At 61.2% G+C, this 15,652-nt stretch carries 13 protein-coding genes and 1 pseudogene; 8 read left to right on the top strand and 6 right to left on the bottom strand.

All coding sequences use genetic code 11. The annotated features are described in order from the left end of the window. Positions 1-6: 6 nt before the first annotated feature. Complete coding sequence (gene sfnG, locus E3Z29_RS16525) at positions 7-1,089, top strand: dimethylsulfone monooxygenase SfnG (RefSeq protein ID WP_134786333.1); 1,083 nt, start codon at positions 7-9, stop codon at positions 1,087-1,089. Positions 1,090-1,210: 121 nt separating this feature from the next. Here sfnG and E3Z29_RS16530 read toward each other — a convergent pair whose 3' ends face one another. Continuing rightward, positions 1,211-1,690 carry a nuclear transport factor 2 family protein gene (locus E3Z29_RS16530; RefSeq protein ID WP_007963424.1) on the bottom strand — a complete coding sequence of 160 codons (480 nt, stop codon included), beginning with the start codon at positions 1,688-1,690 and terminating at the stop codon, positions 1,211-1,213. A 56-nt stretch (positions 1,691-1,746) separates the two neighbouring features. Beyond that, positions 1,747-2,310, bottom strand: coding sequence for a TetR/AcrR family transcriptional regulator (locus tag E3Z29_RS16535; RefSeq protein ID WP_134786334.1), 564 nt, complete (start codon positions 2,308-2,310; stop codon positions 1,747-1,749). Between the two features lie 215 nt (positions 2,311-2,525). Between E3Z29_RS16535 and pssA the strand changes: the two genes are divergently transcribed. Continuing rightward, positions 2,526-3,869 (top strand): CDP-diacylglycerol--serine O-phosphatidyltransferase, encoded by a 1,344-nt coding sequence (gene pssA / locus E3Z29_RS16540; protein WP_115989828.1) that lies wholly within the window; start codon positions 2,526-2,528, stop codon positions 3,867-3,869. A 122-nt stretch (positions 3,870-3,991) separates the two neighbouring features. Here pssA and efeO (E3Z29_RS16545) read toward each other — a convergent pair whose 3' ends face one another. Genes efeO (E3Z29_RS16545) through efeU form a run of 4 tightly spaced genes read right to left on the bottom strand, consistent with a single transcriptional unit; the run spans position 3,992 to position 8,220 of the window. After that, entirely contained in the window at positions 3,992-4,816 is an 825-nt protein-coding gene (gene efeO / locus E3Z29_RS16545) for an iron uptake system protein EfeO (protein ID WP_134786335.1), read from the bottom strand. 25 nt (positions 4,817-4,841) lie between these two features. Next, a complete protein-coding gene (gene efeB, locus E3Z29_RS16550; protein ID WP_134786336.1) occupies positions 4,842-6,140 on the bottom strand; it encodes an iron uptake transporter deferrochelatase/peroxidase subunit in 1,299 nt (432 codons plus the stop codon). A 17-nt stretch (positions 6,141-6,157) separates the two neighbouring features. Then, a complete protein-coding gene (efeO, locus tag E3Z29_RS16555; protein ID WP_134786337.1) occupies positions 6,158-7,357 on the bottom strand; it encodes an iron uptake system protein EfeO in 1,200 nt (399 codons plus the stop codon). An 8-nt stretch (positions 7,358-7,365) separates the two neighbouring features. Then, entirely contained in the window at positions 7,366-8,220 is an 855-nt protein-coding gene (gene efeU / locus E3Z29_RS16560) for an iron uptake transporter permease EfeU (RefSeq protein WP_095669210.1), read from the bottom strand. 294 nt (positions 8,221-8,514) lie between these two features. Between efeU and E3Z29_RS16565 the strand changes: the two are divergent. The 6 genes and pseudogenes from E3Z29_RS16565 (at position 8,515) to E3Z29_RS16590 (ending at position 15,596) form a co-directional block, all read left to right on the top strand. Then, positions 8,515-9,533, top strand: a pseudogene (locus E3Z29_RS16565) (AraC family transcriptional regulator). A 353-nt stretch (positions 9,534-9,886) separates the two neighbouring features. Next, on the top strand, positions 9,887-11,551 hold the full coding sequence (locus E3Z29_RS16570) for an AMP-binding protein (RefSeq protein WP_134786338.1): 1,665 nt from the start codon (positions 9,887-9,889) through the stop codon (positions 11,549-11,551). A gap of 15 nt (positions 11,552-11,566) precedes the next feature. After that, the gene (locus E3Z29_RS16575) at positions 11,567-12,328 is read left to right on the top strand and encodes an SDR family NAD(P)-dependent oxidoreductase (protein ID WP_134786339.1); all 762 of its coding nucleotides are present in this window, start codon (positions 11,567-11,569) and stop codon (positions 12,326-12,328) included. A gap of 12 nt (positions 12,329-12,340) precedes the next feature. Then, on the top strand, positions 12,341-13,534 hold the full coding sequence (locus E3Z29_RS16580; protein ID WP_134786340.1) for an acetyl-CoA C-acyltransferase: 1,194 nt from the start codon (positions 12,341-12,343) through the stop codon (positions 13,532-13,534). Positions 13,535-13,679: 145 nt separating this feature from the next. Next, positions 13,680-14,807 (top strand): acyl-CoA dehydrogenase, encoded by a 1,128-nt coding sequence (locus E3Z29_RS16585; RefSeq protein WP_134786341.1) that lies wholly within the window; start codon positions 13,680-13,682, stop codon positions 14,805-14,807. Between the two features lie 15 nt (positions 14,808-14,822). Continuing rightward, positions 14,823-15,596, top strand: coding sequence for an enoyl-CoA hydratase (locus tag E3Z29_RS16590; RefSeq protein WP_098963986.1), 774 nt, complete (start codon positions 14,823-14,825; stop codon positions 15,594-15,596). The last annotated feature ends 56 nt before the right edge of the window (positions 15,597-15,652 follow it).

Here is a 15,652-nt window from a genome sequence, read left to right on the forward strand (position 1 = left end):
ACGCCAATGAGCAAGCAAGCCGTGAAATTCGCCTACTGGGTGCCGAACGTCAGTGGCGGCCTGGTGGTCAGCAAGATCGAGCAGCGCACCGACTGGGGCATCGACTACAACCGCAAACTCGCGCAACTCGCCGAAGCGGCGGGGTTCGAGTACGCCCTGACGCAGATCCGCTTTACCGCCGGTTACGGTGCCGAGTTCCAGCATGAGTCGGTGGCGTTCAGTCATGCGCTACTGGCGGCTACCACCAAGCTGAAGGTGATCGCGGCGATTCTGCCGGGGCCTTGGCAACCGGCGCTGGCAGCCAAGCAGTTGGCGACCATCGATCAACTCACCAACGGCCGGATTGCGGTCAATATCGTCAGCGGTTGGTTCAAGGGCGAATTCCAGGCCATCGGCGAACATTGGCTGGAACACGACGAGCGCTACCGGCGTTCCGAGGAATTCATCCGCTCGCTGCGCGGGATCTGGAGCCAGGATAACTTCAGCTTTCGCGGCGACTTCTACCGCTTCGACCATTACACCCTCAAACCGAAACCGCTCGGGCGTCCGGAAATCTTTCAGGGCGGTAGTTCCCGTGCGGCACGAGACATGGCGGCGCGGGTCTCGGACTGGTATTTCACCAACGGCAACAGCGTCGAAGGGATCAAGGCGCAGGTCGATGACATCCGGGCCAAAGCGGCAGCCAACAATCACTCGGTGAAGATCGGCGTCAACGCCTTCGTGATTGCTCGCGACACTGAAGAAGAAGCGCGTGCGGTACTGGCGCAGATCATCGACCAGGCTGACCCGGACGCGGTCAACGCTTTCGGTGACGCCGCGAAGCAGGCGGGCAGGGCGTCGCCGGAGGGTGAGGGTAACTGGGCGAAATCGACGTTCGAGGATCTGGTGCAATACAACGATGGCTTCAAGACCAACCTGATCGGCACGCCACAGCAGATTGCCGAGCGGATTGTGGCGCTGAAAGCGGTGGGGGTGGATCTGGTGTTGGCGGGGTTTCTGCACTTTCAGGAGGAGGTGGAGTATTTCGGCAAGCGGGTGTTGCCGTTGGTGCGAGAGCTGGAGGCTGAAAGGACTGCCGCAGTAGCCTGAACACCACAAAAACCTGTAGGAGTGAGCCTGCTCGCGATTGCGTATGAACAGTCAATATTCAGGCTGACTGACACACCGCTATCGCGAGCAGGCTCACTCCTACAATTGGAACTATGTGGACTTAGAGGCCTAGATCGGAGAGCCCCGGATGATCATCCGGACGCCGACCCAGCGGCCAATGGAACTTGCGCTCGCTTTCCTTGATCGGCATGTCGTTGATGCAGGCATAGCGCTGGAACATCAGCCCGTGCTCATCGAACTCCCAGTTTTCATTGCCGTAGGAACGAAACCAGTTGCCCGAATCGTCGCGCCATTCATAGGCGTAACGCACGGCAATCCGCGTGTCAGAGTAGGCCCAGAGTTCCTTGATCAGGCGGTAGTCGAGTTCCTTGGCCCATTTACGGGTCAGGAAGGCCTTGGCTTCTTCGCGGTTGTTGGCGAACTCGGCGCGGTTGCGCCATTTGGTATCCAGGGTGTAGGCCAGCGACACCTTCTCGGGATCGCGGGAGTTCCAGCCATCTTCGGCCAGACGTACTTTTTCGATAGCCGATTCACGGTTGAACGGCGGTAAAGGCGGACGCACTTGGGCAGCAGTCGACATTTTCAGTCTCCCGATCTAATTAACGATTAAACAACGGTTGAGGCTTATTTAAGGCGTTACAGGTCCAATAACTTACGCGCCATGCATTGCGCATTATCAGCGGCACTGTGATCACCCATCACAAGCGCTACGGTAATGGCGCCGTCAATCAGGATCAGCAGCTGTCTGGCCAGACGTTGCGGGTCCTCGGTGCCATGTTCGGTACACAGCTCGCACAGGTAGTCGAGCAGCTTCTGTTTATGGTCTTTGGCGACCTGGCGCACCGGGTCTTCAGGATCGCCGGTCTCGCCACTGGTATTGATGAAGGCACAGCCACGGAAGCCTTCCGAGGCGAACCAGCTTTTGAGTACGGTAAACAGGTTGAGCAGGCGGTCGGCCGGGGTTTCGGCCTGATCGACGGCGCTGCGGTACCAGTGCATCCAGCGCACATCGCGGCGTTGCAAGGCAGCGACGGTCAGCTCCTCCTTGTTGGCGAAGTAGCGGTAGATGCTTTTTCTGGAGACGCCGGCGGTTTTCACCAGAAGATCCATGCCGGTGGCCGCGATGCCACTTTTGTAGATCAACTTTTCGGTGACATCCAGAATGATGTCGCGGGTCGAGGTGTCATTGATTTCGTTCATGTGGCGAACAGTAGAACGATCGTTCTCCTTGGTCAAGCAGTTATTTTTGTGTCTGCGATACCGCTTTCGCGAGCAAGCCCGCTCCCACATTTGAAATGCGATCCACTGTGGGAGCGAGCTTGCTCGCGAAGGGGTCATTACAGACAGTAACAAGACCCGAACCGGTTGATGGTGTAAGCTCTCGGGTTCTTCGGATTCGACCCATTGCGAGCCCTATGCCGTTGCTTTTCAAACGCTCTTTGCTGCCCAAACTGCGCAGCTTTCCGCTGACTGCCGAGGCCGTGACCATTCTGTCCGGCGCCGCCGAGTTCCGTCGTTGCCTGCTGGAGAAAATCGCCGAGGCGACCCGGCGCATCTACATCGTTGCGCTGTATCTGCAGCACGACGAGGCCGGTCAGGAAATCCTCGATGCCTTGCACGCCGCCAAGCTCAAGCGCCCGGAGCTGGAGATCGTCGTGGTGGTTGACTGGCTGCGCGCCCAGCGCGGGTTGATCGGTGCCGGCAAACAGCCGGGCAACTCGGCGTGGTACCAGGAAATGACCCGCACCCATCAGAGCGAAGTGCCGGTCTACGGCGTGCCGGTGCAGACCCGCGAACTGTTCGGCGTCCTGCATCTGAAAGGCTTCGTGATCGACGATTGCGTGGTTTACAGCGGTGCAAGCCTGAATAACGTCTATCTGCACAAGTTCGACAAGTATCGTTTCGACCGCTACCACGTGCTGCACAGCCGCGAACTGGCGGATTCAATGCATCACCTGGTCAAGCACGGCCTGATCGAATCCAAGGCTGTGCATCGCCTCGACCTGCCGAACCTGCCGACTACCCGCAGCTTGCGCAACGACATCGGCGACCTGCGCAGCCGTCTCAAATATGCGGCGTACGACACCAGCGCCGGCAGCACGGCGCACACTGGCCTGTCGGTAAGTCCGTTGCTGGGCGTGGGCAAGAACAACCCGTTGAACCGGGTGATTGTCGAGCTGATCGCCAGTGCGCAACAGCAGCTGACCATCTGCACGCCGTACTTCAACCTGCCGCTGCCGATCATCCGCGAGGTCAACCGTGCGCTGGCCCGTGGGGTGAAGATCGACATCGTGGTCGGCGACAAGACGGCCAACGATTTCTACATTCCGCCGAGCGAGCCGTTCAAGGTGATTGCGGCGCTGCCGTATCTGTACGAAATCAGCCTGCGGCGTTTTGCCAAGCGGCATCAGCGCAACATCGACAGCGGCCAGTTGAACTTGCATCTGTGGCGTGACGGCGACAACAGCTATCACCTCAAGGGCATGTGGGTCGACCAGCGCTATACGCTGCTGACCGGCAACAACCTCAATCCACGGGCGTTCCGTCTCGACCTGGAAAACGCGCTGTTGATCGATGATCCGCAGGGCGAGTGGCTTGAGCCACGGGCGAAGGAACAGCAAGAGATCTTCCGCAACACCACGCGGATTGCCAGTTTCCAGAACCTGGAGACCTTGCCGGAGTACCCGGCGGGGGTGGCGAAGTTTCTCAAGCGGGTGAGTCGGGTTCGGATCGAGCGGTTGCTCTACCGGATTTTGTAACCCTTCAGATTATTCGGTGCGGTTAAACCGCTATCGCGAGCAGGCTCACTCCTACAGGGGAATGCATTCCAACTGTAGGAGTGAGCCTGCTCGCGATGGGGCACTTAAGGCCTCTACATCAATCAGTTCAGACCGAGCTTGCCACGCAATGTGGACAGGTCTTCCGCCAAGGTATTGACCGGCCCGACCAGTGCTTTGCGGTCGTTATCCTTCACTTTGTCATAAGTCTCGAAACCACCGTCCTTGGTCTTGTACTTGGCAAGGATCTTGTCCACGGTGGCGAAGTTCTTGTCGACTTTGGCAACAAACGCCTTGTCCTGTTTTTCGATCTGCGGACGGAACAGGTCGACGATTTTCTTCGCGCCGTCGATGTTGCCCTGGAAGTCATACAGGTCGGTGTGACTATAACGGTCTTCTTCACCGGAGATCTTGGTCGCGGCGACTTCTTCCAGCAGCGCGGCCGCACCACCGACGACTTTCTCCGGCGGGAAGGTCAGGCCGGCGACGCGGGTCTGCAGGTCTTTCACGTCGCTATCGAGCTTGTCAGTCAGAGCGGTCAGGCCTTCAGTGGTTTTCTCCGAGAACAGCGAGTATTCGATACGGTGAAAACCGGTGAAGTCTTCAGCCTTCACGCCTTTTTCGTGGTCGTCGACGCGCGAGTCGATGGACGCATCAAGGTCACTGAACAGCTCGGCAATCGGCTCGATCGACTCGTAGTAGACGCGGGTCGGCGCGTAGAGCTTTTGCGCGGTGGCCAGATCACCTTTCTTCACCGCATCGGTGAATTGTTTAGTGTGGCTGCCCAGTTCATCCAGTTGCACGGTGACGTAGATCTTGTAGTCCGACACCGGGCCGACCAGATCCAGTGGCGCCGTCGCGGCGAACGCCGACAGCGGGGTGTTGAGCAAACCGAGGGTCAGCAGTAACGCGAGTGGCGACTTTTTCATGGAGCGGCTCCGAGGTTTTTTATGGTTAGGCAGCTGTTTTGGGTTGGGTGGCATTGAGCAGCGAACGACCGATGAAATCCTTGTCGCCGGTGACACCCGGAAGGGTGAAGAAATAACCGCCGCCGACCGGTTTGAGGTATTCCTCAAGCGGCTCGCCGTTGAGCCGGGTCTGCACGGTGATGAAGCCTTTTTCCAGATCGGCCTGGTAGCAGATGAACAGCAAGCCCATGTCGAGCTGGCCGTTCTTGTTCACGCCGTTGGAGTAGTTGAACGGCCGGCGCAGGATCAGGTTGGCCTGGCTCGCGGCGGTGCGCGGGTTGGCCAGGCGAATGTGCGCGTCGAGCTTGGTCAGTTTGCCTTCCGGGTCTTTGCTGTAATCCGGGATTTCGGTTTCGTGATTCGCGCCCATCGGTGCGCCCGTGGTCTTGACCCGGCCGATGATGCTTTCCTGTTCCTGCAACGGTGTACGGTCCCAACGCTCGACGAAGTTGCGGATGATCCGTACAGCTTGATAGCTGCCGTGGGCCGCCCACGCCGGCTCATCGCTGCCCGGTTGCACCCACACAATCTTGTCCATCGCTCTGGTGTCGTTGGAATCGGGGTTGGCCGAGCCGTCGCGGAAACCGAGAAAGTTACGCGCCGATTGCGCCGGCACACCCGGTTTGGCCGGAGCTTGCGGCGGCACGCTGCCTTCCTGCTTCCAGCGCACCAGCAGCAGGTCCGGCAGGTTCTTGACGATGTCGCGCAAGGCGTGAATGTTGGTGTCGGCAGTGTTCGAGCAGAACTGCAGGCTCAAGTCGCCGTGGCAGCAATCGGCCTCCAGCGCATCGTTGGGGAAGCCGACCATGCGTTGCAGGCGCTTCGGTTTGGCGGCGGCCAGACCGAAGCGCTCGTCGAACAGCGATTCGCCTACCGAGACGGTGATGGTCAGGTTGTCCGGGGTCACCACCGGGCCGAGAATGCCGGAATCCGGCGGCGGCAGTTTCGGGTCGATCTGTGCCACCGGGCCGCCCTTCATCAGGAACGCGATGCGTTCGTTGAGGGTACGGAACAGCCGCTCCAGGTCTGCGCGATCACTGGCCAGTACGTCGAACGACACGAACATGCCGGCCGCCGGACGCGGGGTGACTATCCCGGTCTGTTGCACCCCATGGAAATCGTGGCGGTCTTCGGTCTTGTCGCTGCTCGGCGCTTCGGTGACTTGCGCCGGCGCTGCAGCCATGGCCGGGCAGCTCAGGGCCGAACCGGCCAGGGCGACGCCGGCGACACCCATGCCCATCAGCAGGCGGCGACGTTGCAGATCGAGGTTTTGCAATTCTTTCATCGGTATTCGTCTTCTGCTTACAGGCCGGAAAGGCCGAGGGCGGGATCGATGCCATCCAGAGCGTCAGCCAGGGCCTGAGCCTTGTCGGCGATCTGTTTGCGTTGTTCGCCACTGACCATGTCGTAAGTGGCGTAGCCGTCCTTGACCTTGAAGCTATTCAGTACGCTGTCGAAATCGCTCAGCGCCGCGTCGATTTTCGGCAGCAGATCCGGCGCTGACTTGGTCAGCATCGGCCGCAGCAGCTCGACCACTTTGTGCGCGGTTTCCAGGTTGCTGGCGAAGCCATTGAGGTCGGCGTGGCTGTAGCGTTCCTCTTCGCCGCTGGCGGCGCGCACGTCGGCCAGGGTGTTGAGGTTGCGCACCACGATGCTCACCAGTTGCTCCGGTGGCAGCGATTGCGCCAGCAGTTGCTGTTTGAGGGTGGTGACGTCGGCCAGCAGACGCTCGGCCACCGGGTTCAAGCCGTCGAGGTTGCGTTGCTGAAACAGCGCGTATTCGATCCGGTGGAAACCGACGAACGCTGGATCCTGTTCGCGTTTTTCGAAGTAATCGGCGCGGGCATTGATGCTGTTGTCCAGTTCCGCCAGGCGTTGCGCGGCTGGGGCCAGGCGCTGGTAAGCGGCACGCGCCGGCAGGTACAGCGCCTGCGCCTGACTCAGGTCGCCGCTGCTGATCGCCTGATTCAGGGCGGTCACGGCTTTGATCAGCGCGCTGCTCTGGCTCGCCAGATACACGCGGAATTCCGACAGTGGCCCAACGAAGGCGACCATCGATGGCTTGGCCTTGGCGGCAGCATCGGAAGCCGCAGTCGGCGTTACGTGCAGTACGCCACGTGGATTGCTCAGCAGACCGCAAGTGATCGCATAGTCGCCGGGCTGCAGATTGGCGTTGATCACCTGGCTCAGGCCCGGCGCGATGTTTTCGCGCTCTTCGATCACCAGCACGCCGTCGAGGATTTCCCACTCCACTGCGCGGTCGGAGCGGTTGACGATGCGGAAACTGGCGCGGCCAGCGGGAACCGTCAACTCGTTCGGATCACAGCTGTGGGCGTTGATGTTGACCACCACTTCGTCATGGTTGTGCTGACGCTTGGCCGCGGCCATTTTCGAGGCGTAGTAGAACAGGCCACCGGCGGCGATCATCACGACCACCGAACCGGCCACCGCCCAGCGCAAGGCGCGGGGAGGCGAGGCCTGAGGAGTATTAGGCTTTGACATGGAGGCCCTTATTGGCTGGAAACGGAAGACGATTTGCCGGCGGTGTCAGCGCTGGAGGCCGGCGCGGCGGGGTAGAAAAACATCACCAGCGCCAGCACCAGATAGATCAGGTACGCACCGAGAGTGCTGACGGTCGGCGCATCCTGATACCCGAACATGCCGGCCAGCACCGAACCCAGCGGGCCGTCCATCGGCAGCGTCGCGCTGAAGTCGAACAGCACGGTTTGCAGGTGATTCCACACGCCCGCTTCATGCAGGGCTTGCACCGAGTTGGCGAGGATCCCGGCGGCGACCACCAGAATGAACAACCCGGTCCACTTGAAGAACGCCGAGAGGTTCAGGCGCATGCTGCCGCTGTAGATCAGGAAACCGACGACAATCGCCAGCACCAGGCCGAGCAGGGCACCGATCGGCGCGCCCGGGCCTTCGCTCTGCTGAAATACGGCGAGCAGGAAGAACACGGTTTCCAGCCCTTCGCGAGCCACGGCGAAGAACACCATGGCGATCAGCGCGATCACCTGATGCTTTGACGAGGTCAGGGCGTGATCGAGCGAGGCTTGCAGCGAATGCTTGATCGAGCGCGCAACCTTGCGCATCCAGAACACCATCGAACTGAGAATGCCCACCGCGACCAGTCCGACAATGCCTTCGAACAACTCCTGCTGTTTCTGCGGGAATTCGGCGCTGACCAGTTCCAGGCCACCACCGACCAGCAACGCCAGGGCCGCAGCGAGAAACACGCCGATCCACACTGCCGGCATCCACTGGCCACGACCGGTCTGTTGCAGGTAGCTGGCGATGATGCCAACGATCAGCGCGGCTTCAATGCCTTCGCGCAGCATGATCAGAAAGGGAACGAGCATTGCGGCAACCACGAGTGATTTAGATAGGTGGCTAAGTTGTAACATAATGACACTCATTCCCAAATGGGGATGGTTGACATTTACCTGAACATTCGCTGAACGGCACCTATCTTGGCCTTGCTCAGATCCAATTGTGGGAGCGGGCTTGCTCGCGAAGGCGGCGCGTCAGTCGATAAGGATGTTGCTGACACATCGCCTTCGCGAGCAAGCCCGCTCCCACAGGGGATTCGTGCTGAATTCGCATCCTGCGTTAAGATGCCGGTCACTCGAAAACAACAAGGTCTGCCTCGCTCCATGTCGGAAAAAGACACCATTGCCGTTCAACTGGTGCGTGAAGCGCTGCTGCAAAGTTGTGCCCCGGGCGCGGCCACGGATGAAGTCTTGAACAAGGTCGGGATTGCTCCGGCGCTGCTGCACAGCGAGCAAGGCCGGGTGCCGGCCTCGCAATACGCGAAACTCTGGCGCTTGCTGGCCCGGCGTGGCGATGACGAGTTCTTCGGCATGGATCCACGCAAGCTCAAGTCCGGCAGCCTTGAGTTCCTTTGTCGAAGCGCCATGGCGCAACCGACCCTGGCCGTCGGCCTGAGCATGGGCCTGAATTTCCTCTCCTTGATGCTGGAAAAAATGCCCGCGCAATTGGCGCATCAGCAGAGCCTGGCGGAAATCGTCCTGCTCGAAGACGATCCCGAGCCGCGCCGGGCGTTTACCTATTTCACCTACTGGATGATCGTCCACGGCGTGGCCTGTTGGCTGGCGGGGCGGCGGATTCCGATTCTGGCGATCGAACTGCGCTGCGCCGAGCCGGATTTCTGCGACGACTACCGGGTAATGTTCTCGGAAAACCTGCGCTTCGACCGTCCGCGCACACGGATGATATTTTCTGCCGACTGTCTCGACCTGCCGATCAAGCGTACGGCCGAAGAACTGAAACGCTTTCTGGCCCATGCGCCGGCGAACATTCTGGTGAAATACCGCGACCCCGAAAGCCTCGCCAGCCGAATCAAGCAGGATCTGCGGCAGCTACCCGCGCCGAACAGTGGCCGGAGACTGAGGCGCTGGCGCAACAACTGTGCATGTCCGCCTCGACCCTGCGCCGGCGACTGTCCGAGGAGGGGCAGACCTATCAGGGGCTCAAGGACAGCGTGCGCAAGGAACTGGCAATTACCTGGCTGGCCGAACCGTCGATCAGCTTCGTCGAAATCGCGACGCGGCTGGGGTTTGCCGATGCGAGTTCGTTCTACAAGGCTTTTCGCAAGTGGTCCGGGTCGAATCCGGGGCATTACCGCACGCTGATCCTCAACGAAGCCGTCTGATCCGGATTGTCAGTCGCCTGATCGGGCCTCTTCGGGAGCAAGCCCCCTCCCACATTTGAAATGCATTCTTTCTGTGATTGCAGCCTTCCTGGTTTTCACAGGTGGAGCATTCTTTGAAATGCAATCTTCTGTGATTGCAGCTTTCACAGTGATCCCCCCTTTGCAATGCAATTCCCTTGTGGGAGGGGGCTTGCTCCCGAAGGCGCCAGTCCAGGCGGCACATCTCTGGAATCTTGGCCAAACCAATCAGCCAGATTGACAGCTTTGACCATTGCCGCCTCCGCGCCGCAGCGCGACTATCCCTGTGTTGTTTACGGTTCCCAGCCTAATAAAAACACCGAGGGATTCTGGCAATGCGCGATTACTTGTCTGCCACCGAACAGTTCAACTATCAGCACACCGTGGACGCTGCGCTCAGCGGCACGCTGGAGGCGCTCAACGCCTGCGTCGAATGTTGCGACCGCCACGCCTTGCCGGGGCGCATTGCGTTGTTCTGGGAGGGCCGCGACGGCGCGAGTGCCACGTACACCTTCAGCGAGCTGCAAGACCAAGCCGCGCGTTTCGCCAATTTCCTTCGCGAACAAGGCGTGCAAAAGGGCGACAAGGTCGCCGGTCTGCTGCCACGCAACATCGAGTTGCTCATCACCGTGTTCGCCACCTGGCGCATCGGCGCGGTGTATCAGCCGTTGTTCACCGCATTCGGCCCCAAGGCCATCGAACATCGCCTGAACAGTTCCGGCGCCAAAGTGGTAGTCACCGACGCGGTCAACCGGCCGAAGCTCGCTGAAGTCCGCGATTGCCCGACCATCGTCACCGTCGGCGGCGCCAAGGGCCAGGGCATCGTCCGTGGCGACTTCAGCTTCTGGGCCGAGCTGGCCAACTATTCCAGCGTTTGCGAGCCGGTGCTGCTGAGCGGCGAAGATCCGTTCCTGCTGATGTTCACCTCGGGCACCACCGGCCCGTCGAAAGCACTGTCGGTGCCGCTCAAGGCCATCGTCGCGTTCCAGAGCTACACCCGCGACGCGGTGGATCTGCGTCCCGAAGATTCGTTCTGGAACGTCGCCGATCCGGGCTGGGCCTACGGCATCTATTTCGGCGTCACCGGCCCTATGTCGATGGGGCACCCGATCACCTTTTACGATGGCCCGTTCACCCTCGAAAGCACCTGCCGGGTGATCAACAAATATGCCATCACCAACCTCACTGGCTCGCCGACCGCGTACCGATTGTTGATTGCCGGCGGCAACGAGTTCGCCAAGTCGATCAAGGGCAAGCTGCGCATCGTCAGCAGCGCCGGCGAGCCGCTCAATCCGGAAGTGATCCGCTGGTTCGCCGACAACCTCGGCGTAGTCATTCACGACCATTACGGCCAGACCGAACTGGGCATGGTCCTGTGCAACCACCACGGCCTGGAACACCCGATCCACCTCGGTGCCGCCGGTTTCGCCTCGCCGGGCCATCGCATCGTGGTGCTCGACGAGCACTACAACGAGCTCGGTGTCGGTCAGCCGGGCATTCTCGCCATCGACCGCACCCAGTCGCCGATGTGCTGGTTCGGCGGCTACGAGGGCGTGCCGACCAAAGCCTTCGTCGGCGATTACTACCTCAGCGGCGACACGGTGGAATGGAACCCGGACGGCAGCATCAGCTTCGTTGGGCGTAGTGATGACGTGATCACCACTTCCGGCTACCGCGTCGGCCCGTTCGACGTCGAAAGCGCGCTGATCGAACACCCGTCGGTGGTCGAAGCCGCCGTGGTCGGCAAGCCTGACCCGGAGCGCACCGAGTTGGTCAAAGCCTTCGTCGTGCTCAACCCGCAATACCGCGCCGAACCGGCGCTGGCCGAAGAGCTGCGGCAACACGTGCGCAAGCGTCTGGCCGCGCATTCGTACCCGCGTGAAATCGAATTTGTCAGCGAATTGCCGAAAACCCCAAGCGGCAAATTGCAGCGCTTTATCTTGCGCAACCAGGAAATCGCCAAGGCTCAAGAGGCCGCGGCGCACAACGTTTCAGCTTGAATCAGGAAGTCAGTCATGCAGATCGAGAACAAGGTTTTTATCGTCACCGGCGGCGCCTCCGGCCTGGGCGCGGCCAGCGCTGAATTGCTGGTCAGCGCCGGCGCCAAAGTGATGCTGGTGGATATGAACGCCGAAGCGGTAGCCGCCCAGGCCCAGCGCCTCGGCGCGCACAGCGTGGTGGCCGACATCAGCAACGAAGCCGCTGCCGAAGCGGCGGTGCAGGCGACGCTCAAAGCCTTTGGCAGCCTCAACGGTCTGGTCAACTGCGCCGGCATCGTGCGGGGTGAGAAGATCCTCGGCAAGAACGGCCCGCATGCTCTGGCCAGTTTTGCCCAAGTGATCAACGTCAACCTGATCGGCAGCTTCAACATGTTGCGACTGGCGGCTGCGGCCATCGCCGAGAGCGAAGCCAATGCCGATGGCGAGCGTGGGGTAATCATCAACACCGCCTCGGTCGCAGCGTTCGACGGCCAGATCGGTCAGGCCGCGTATTCCGCCTCCAAAGGCGCGATCGCCAGCCTGACCCTGCCGGCCGCCCGCGAACTGGCGCGCTTCGGTATCCGCGTGATGACCATCGCCCCGGGCATTTTCGAAACCCCGATGATGGCCGGTATGACCCCGGAAGTGCGCGAGTCGCTGGCCGCTGGCGTGCCGTTCCCGCCGCGTCTTGGCAAACCTGCCGAGTACGCCGCGCTGGTTCGGCATATCATCGAAAACAGCATGCTCAATGGTGAGGTGATCCGTCTCGACGGCGCCTTGCGCATGGCCGCCAAGTAAGGAGGATTTGTCATGACTATTGCCAACGATCCGATTGTTATCGTCAGCGCCGTCCGCACCCCGATGGGCGGCTTTCAGGGCGAACTGAAAAGCCTCACCGCGCCGCAACTCGGCGCCGCCGCGATCAAAGCGGCGGTTGAACGCGCCGGGGTTGCCAGCGACGCGGTTGATGAAGTGTTGTTCGGTTGCGTATTGCCGGCCGGCCTCGGTCAGGCGCCGGCGCGGCAGGCGGCACTGGGTGCCGGGCTGGATAAATCGACACGCTGCACCACCGTCAACAAAATGTGCGGCTCGGGCATGGAAACCACCATTCTCGCCCACGACATGCTGCTGGCCGGCAGCGCCGATGTGGTGATCGCCGGCGGTATGGAAAGCATGTCCAACTCGCCATACTTGCTCGACCGTGCTCGCGCCGGTTACCGCATGGGCCATGGCCGGGTGCTCGACTCGATGTTCCTCGACGGCCTCGAAGACGCCTACGACAAGGGCCGTCTGATGGGCACCTTTGCCGAAGACTGCGCCGAAACCAACGACTTCAGCCGCGAAGCCCAGGATGCGTTTGCCATCGCTTCGACCACCCGTGCCCAACAGGCGATCAACGACGGCAGCTTCAAAGCCGAGATCGTGCCGCTGACCGTGACCGTCGGCAAAGAACAGGTGCTGATCAGCAACGACGAGCAGCCGCCGAAAGCCAAACTGGACAAGGTTGCCTCGCTGAAACCGGCATTCCGCGACGGCGGCACGGTAACCGCGGCCAACTCCAGCTCGATCTCCGATGGCGCGGCGGCGCTGGTGCTGATGCGCCAGTCGCAAGCGCAGAAACTCGGACTGAAACCGCTGGCGGTGATTCACGGTCATGCGGCGTTTGCCGACACGCCGGGCCTGTTCCCGGTGGCACCGATTGGCGCGATCAAGAAACTGGTGAAGAAAACCGGTTGGGCGTTGAACGAGGTCGATCTGTTCGAAATCAACGAAGCGTTCGCCGTGGTGGCGATGGCGGCGATGACCCACCTGGAAATCCCCCACGACAAGCTCAACGTGCACGGCGGCGCCTGCGCGCTGGGCCATCCGATCGGTGCCTCGGGCGCGCGGATTCTGGTGACCTTGCTCTCGGCCCTGCGCCAGAAAAACCTGAAACGCGGGATCGCGGCGATCTGCATCGGCGGCGGCGAAGCCACGGCAATGGCCGTGGAATGCATCTACTGAGGCCAACGCCCTTTCTCCCTGTGGGAGGGGGCTTGCTCCCGAAGGCGGTGTGTCATTCAGAAATTGTCTGACTGACACGGCCAATTCGGGAGCAAGCCCCCTCCCACAATGAATAGGCGGTGCGACTTGAATTTAAGGATTCACCATGATTCCCAACGAAGACCAATCCCAGATCCGCGACATGGCCCGGCAGTTCGCCGAGGAACGGCTGAAACCGTTCGCCGCCGAGTGGGATCGCGAGCATCGTTTCCCCAAGGAAGCCATCGGCGAGATGGCCGAACTGGGCTTCTTCGGCATGCTGGTGCCGGAGCAGTGGGGCGGCTGTGACACCGGCTACCTGGCGTACGCCATGGCCCTGGAAGAAATCGCCGCCGGCGACGGCGCCTGCTCGACCATCATGAGCGTGCACAACTCGGTGGGCTGCGTGCCGATCCTCAAGTTCGGCAACGACGACCAGCGCGAGCGCTTCCTCAAACCGCTGGCCAGCGGCGCCATGCTCGGCGCCTTCGCCTTGACCGAACCGCAGGCAGGTTCCGACGCCAGCAGCCTGAAAACCCGCGCGCGCCTCGAGGGCGATCACTACGTGCTCAACGGCTGCAAACAGTTCATCACCTCCGGGCAGAACGCCGGGATCGTGATCGTGTTTGCGGTGACCGATCCGAGTGCCGGCAAACGCGGCATCACGGCGTTCATCGTGCCCACCGATTCGCCCGGCTACAAAGTCGCCCGGGTCGAAGACAAGCTCGGCCAGCACGCGTCGGACACCTGCCAGATTCTGTTTGAAGACGTGAAGGTGCCGGTCGCCAACCGCTTGGGTGAGGAGGGCGAAGGCTACAAAATCGCCCTGGCCAACCTCGAAGGCGGGCGGGTCGGCATCGCCTCGCAAGCGGTGGGCATGGCCCGCGCTGCGTTCGAAGCGGCCCGCGATTACGCCCGTGAGCGTGATACTTTCGGCAAGCCGATCATCGAGCACCAGGCCGTGGCCTTCCGCCTCGCCGATATGGCCACGCAGATCGCCGTCGCCCGGCAGATGGTGCATTACGCCGCGGCCCTGCGCGATAGCGGTCAGCCGGCGCTGGTCGAGGCTTCGATGGCCAAACTGTTCGCCTCGGAAATGGCCGAGAAGGTCTGCTCGATGGCGTTGCAGACGCTGGGCGGTTACGGTTACCTCAACGACTTCCCGCTGGAGCGCATCTACCGCGACGTGCGCGTGTGCCAGATCTACGAAGGCACCAGCGACATTCAGCGCATGGTTATTTCGCGCAATCTCTGACAAGGAATCTTGCCCATGACTTACGAAACGATTCTGCTGGAAAACCACGGCCGCGTCGGCCTGATCACCCTCAACCGCCCACAGGCGCTGAACGCCCTGAACGCGCAACTGGTCAGCGAAGTGAACCATGCCCTCGATGGTCTGGAAGCGGATGCGAACATCGGTTGCATCGTCATCACCGGTTCGAAGAAAGCCTTCGCCGCCGGCGCCGACATCAAGGAAATGGCCGAACTGACCTATCCGCAGATCTACATGGATGATCTGTTCAGCGACAGCGACCGTGTGGCCAACCGCCGTAAGCCGATCATTGCTGCGGTCAACGGTTTCGCCCTCGGTGGCGGCTGCGAACTGGCGCTGATGTGCGACTTCATCCTGGCCGGTGACAACGCCAAATTCGGTCAGCCGGAAATCAACCTCGGCGTGCTCCCGGGCATGGGCGGCACCCAGCGCCTGACCCGCGCGGTGGGTAAGGCCAAGGCCATGGAAATGTGCCTCAGCGGGCGGATGATCGATGCGGTGGAAGCCGAACGCTGCGGCATCGTTGCGCGGATCGTGCCGAGTGATGAACTGCTCGACGAGGCGCTGAAAGTCGCCGCAGTGATCGCCAGCAAGTCGTTGCCGATTGCGATGATGATCAAGGAAAGCGTCAACCGCGCCTTTGAGGTCAACCTGACTGAAGGCGTGCGCTTCGAACGCCGGGTGTTCCATGCGGCGTTTGCCACCCAGGATCAGAAGGAAGGCATGGCGGCGTTTGTGGCCAAGCGGACGCCGGAGTTTCAGGGCAAGTAATGCGCTGACCTAACTGACGCCTTCGCGAGCAAGCCCGCTCCCACATGGGATTTGTG

The organism is Pseudomonas sp. S150, assembly GCF_004526365.1.
GTDB classification, from domain to species: domain Bacteria; phylum Pseudomonadota; class Gammaproteobacteria; order Pseudomonadales; family Pseudomonadaceae; genus Aquipseudomonas; species Aquipseudomonas putida_A.

Bases quoted from the DNA above. Each gene is read 5' to 3' on its own strand.
- E3Z29_RS16590 (WP_098963986.1), top strand. From the start codon at position 14,823: ATGACTTACGAAACGATTCTGCTGGAAAACCACGGCCGCGTCGGCCTG.
- E3Z29_RS16580 (WP_134786340.1), top strand. From the start codon at position 12,341: ATGACTATTGCCAACGATCCGATTGTTATCGTCAGCGCCGTCCGCACC.
- efeO (WP_134786335.1), bottom strand. From the start codon at position 4,816: ATGAAAAAGTCGCCACTCGCGTTACTGCTGACCCTCGGTTTGCTCAAC.
- efeO (WP_134786337.1), bottom strand. From the start codon at position 7,357: ATGTCAAAGCCTAATACTCCTCAGGCCTCGCCTCCCCGCGCCTTGCGC.
- efeB (WP_134786336.1), bottom strand. From the start codon at position 6,140: ATGAAAGAATTGCAAAACCTCGATCTGCAACGTCGCCGCCTGCTGATG.
- E3Z29_RS16585 (WP_134786341.1), top strand. From the start codon at position 13,680: ATGATTCCCAACGAAGACCAATCCCAGATCCGCGACATGGCCCGGCAG.
- E3Z29_RS16570 (WP_134786338.1), top strand. From the start codon at position 9,887: ATGCGCGATTACTTGTCTGCCACCGAACAGTTCAACTATCAGCACACC.
- pssA (WP_115989828.1), top strand. From the start codon at position 2,526: ATGCCGTTGCTTTTCAAACGCTCTTTGCTGCCCAAACTGCGCAGCTTT.
- E3Z29_RS16530 (WP_007963424.1), bottom strand. From the start codon at position 1,690: ATGTCGACTGCTGCCCAAGTGCGTCCGCCTTTACCGCCGTTCAACCGT.
- E3Z29_RS16535 (WP_134786334.1), bottom strand. From the start codon at position 2,310: ATGAACGAAATCAATGACACCTCGACCCGCGACATCATTCTGGATGTC.
- E3Z29_RS16575 (WP_134786339.1), top strand. From the start codon at position 11,567: ATGCAGATCGAGAACAAGGTTTTTATCGTCACCGGCGGCGCCTCCGGC.
- sfnG (WP_134786333.1), top strand. From the start codon at position 7: ATGAGCAAGCAAGCCGTGAAATTCGCCTACTGGGTGCCGAACGTCAGT.
- efeU (WP_095669210.1), bottom strand. From the start codon at position 8,220: ATGCTCGTTCCCTTTCTGATCATGCTGCGCGAAGGCATTGAAGCCGCG.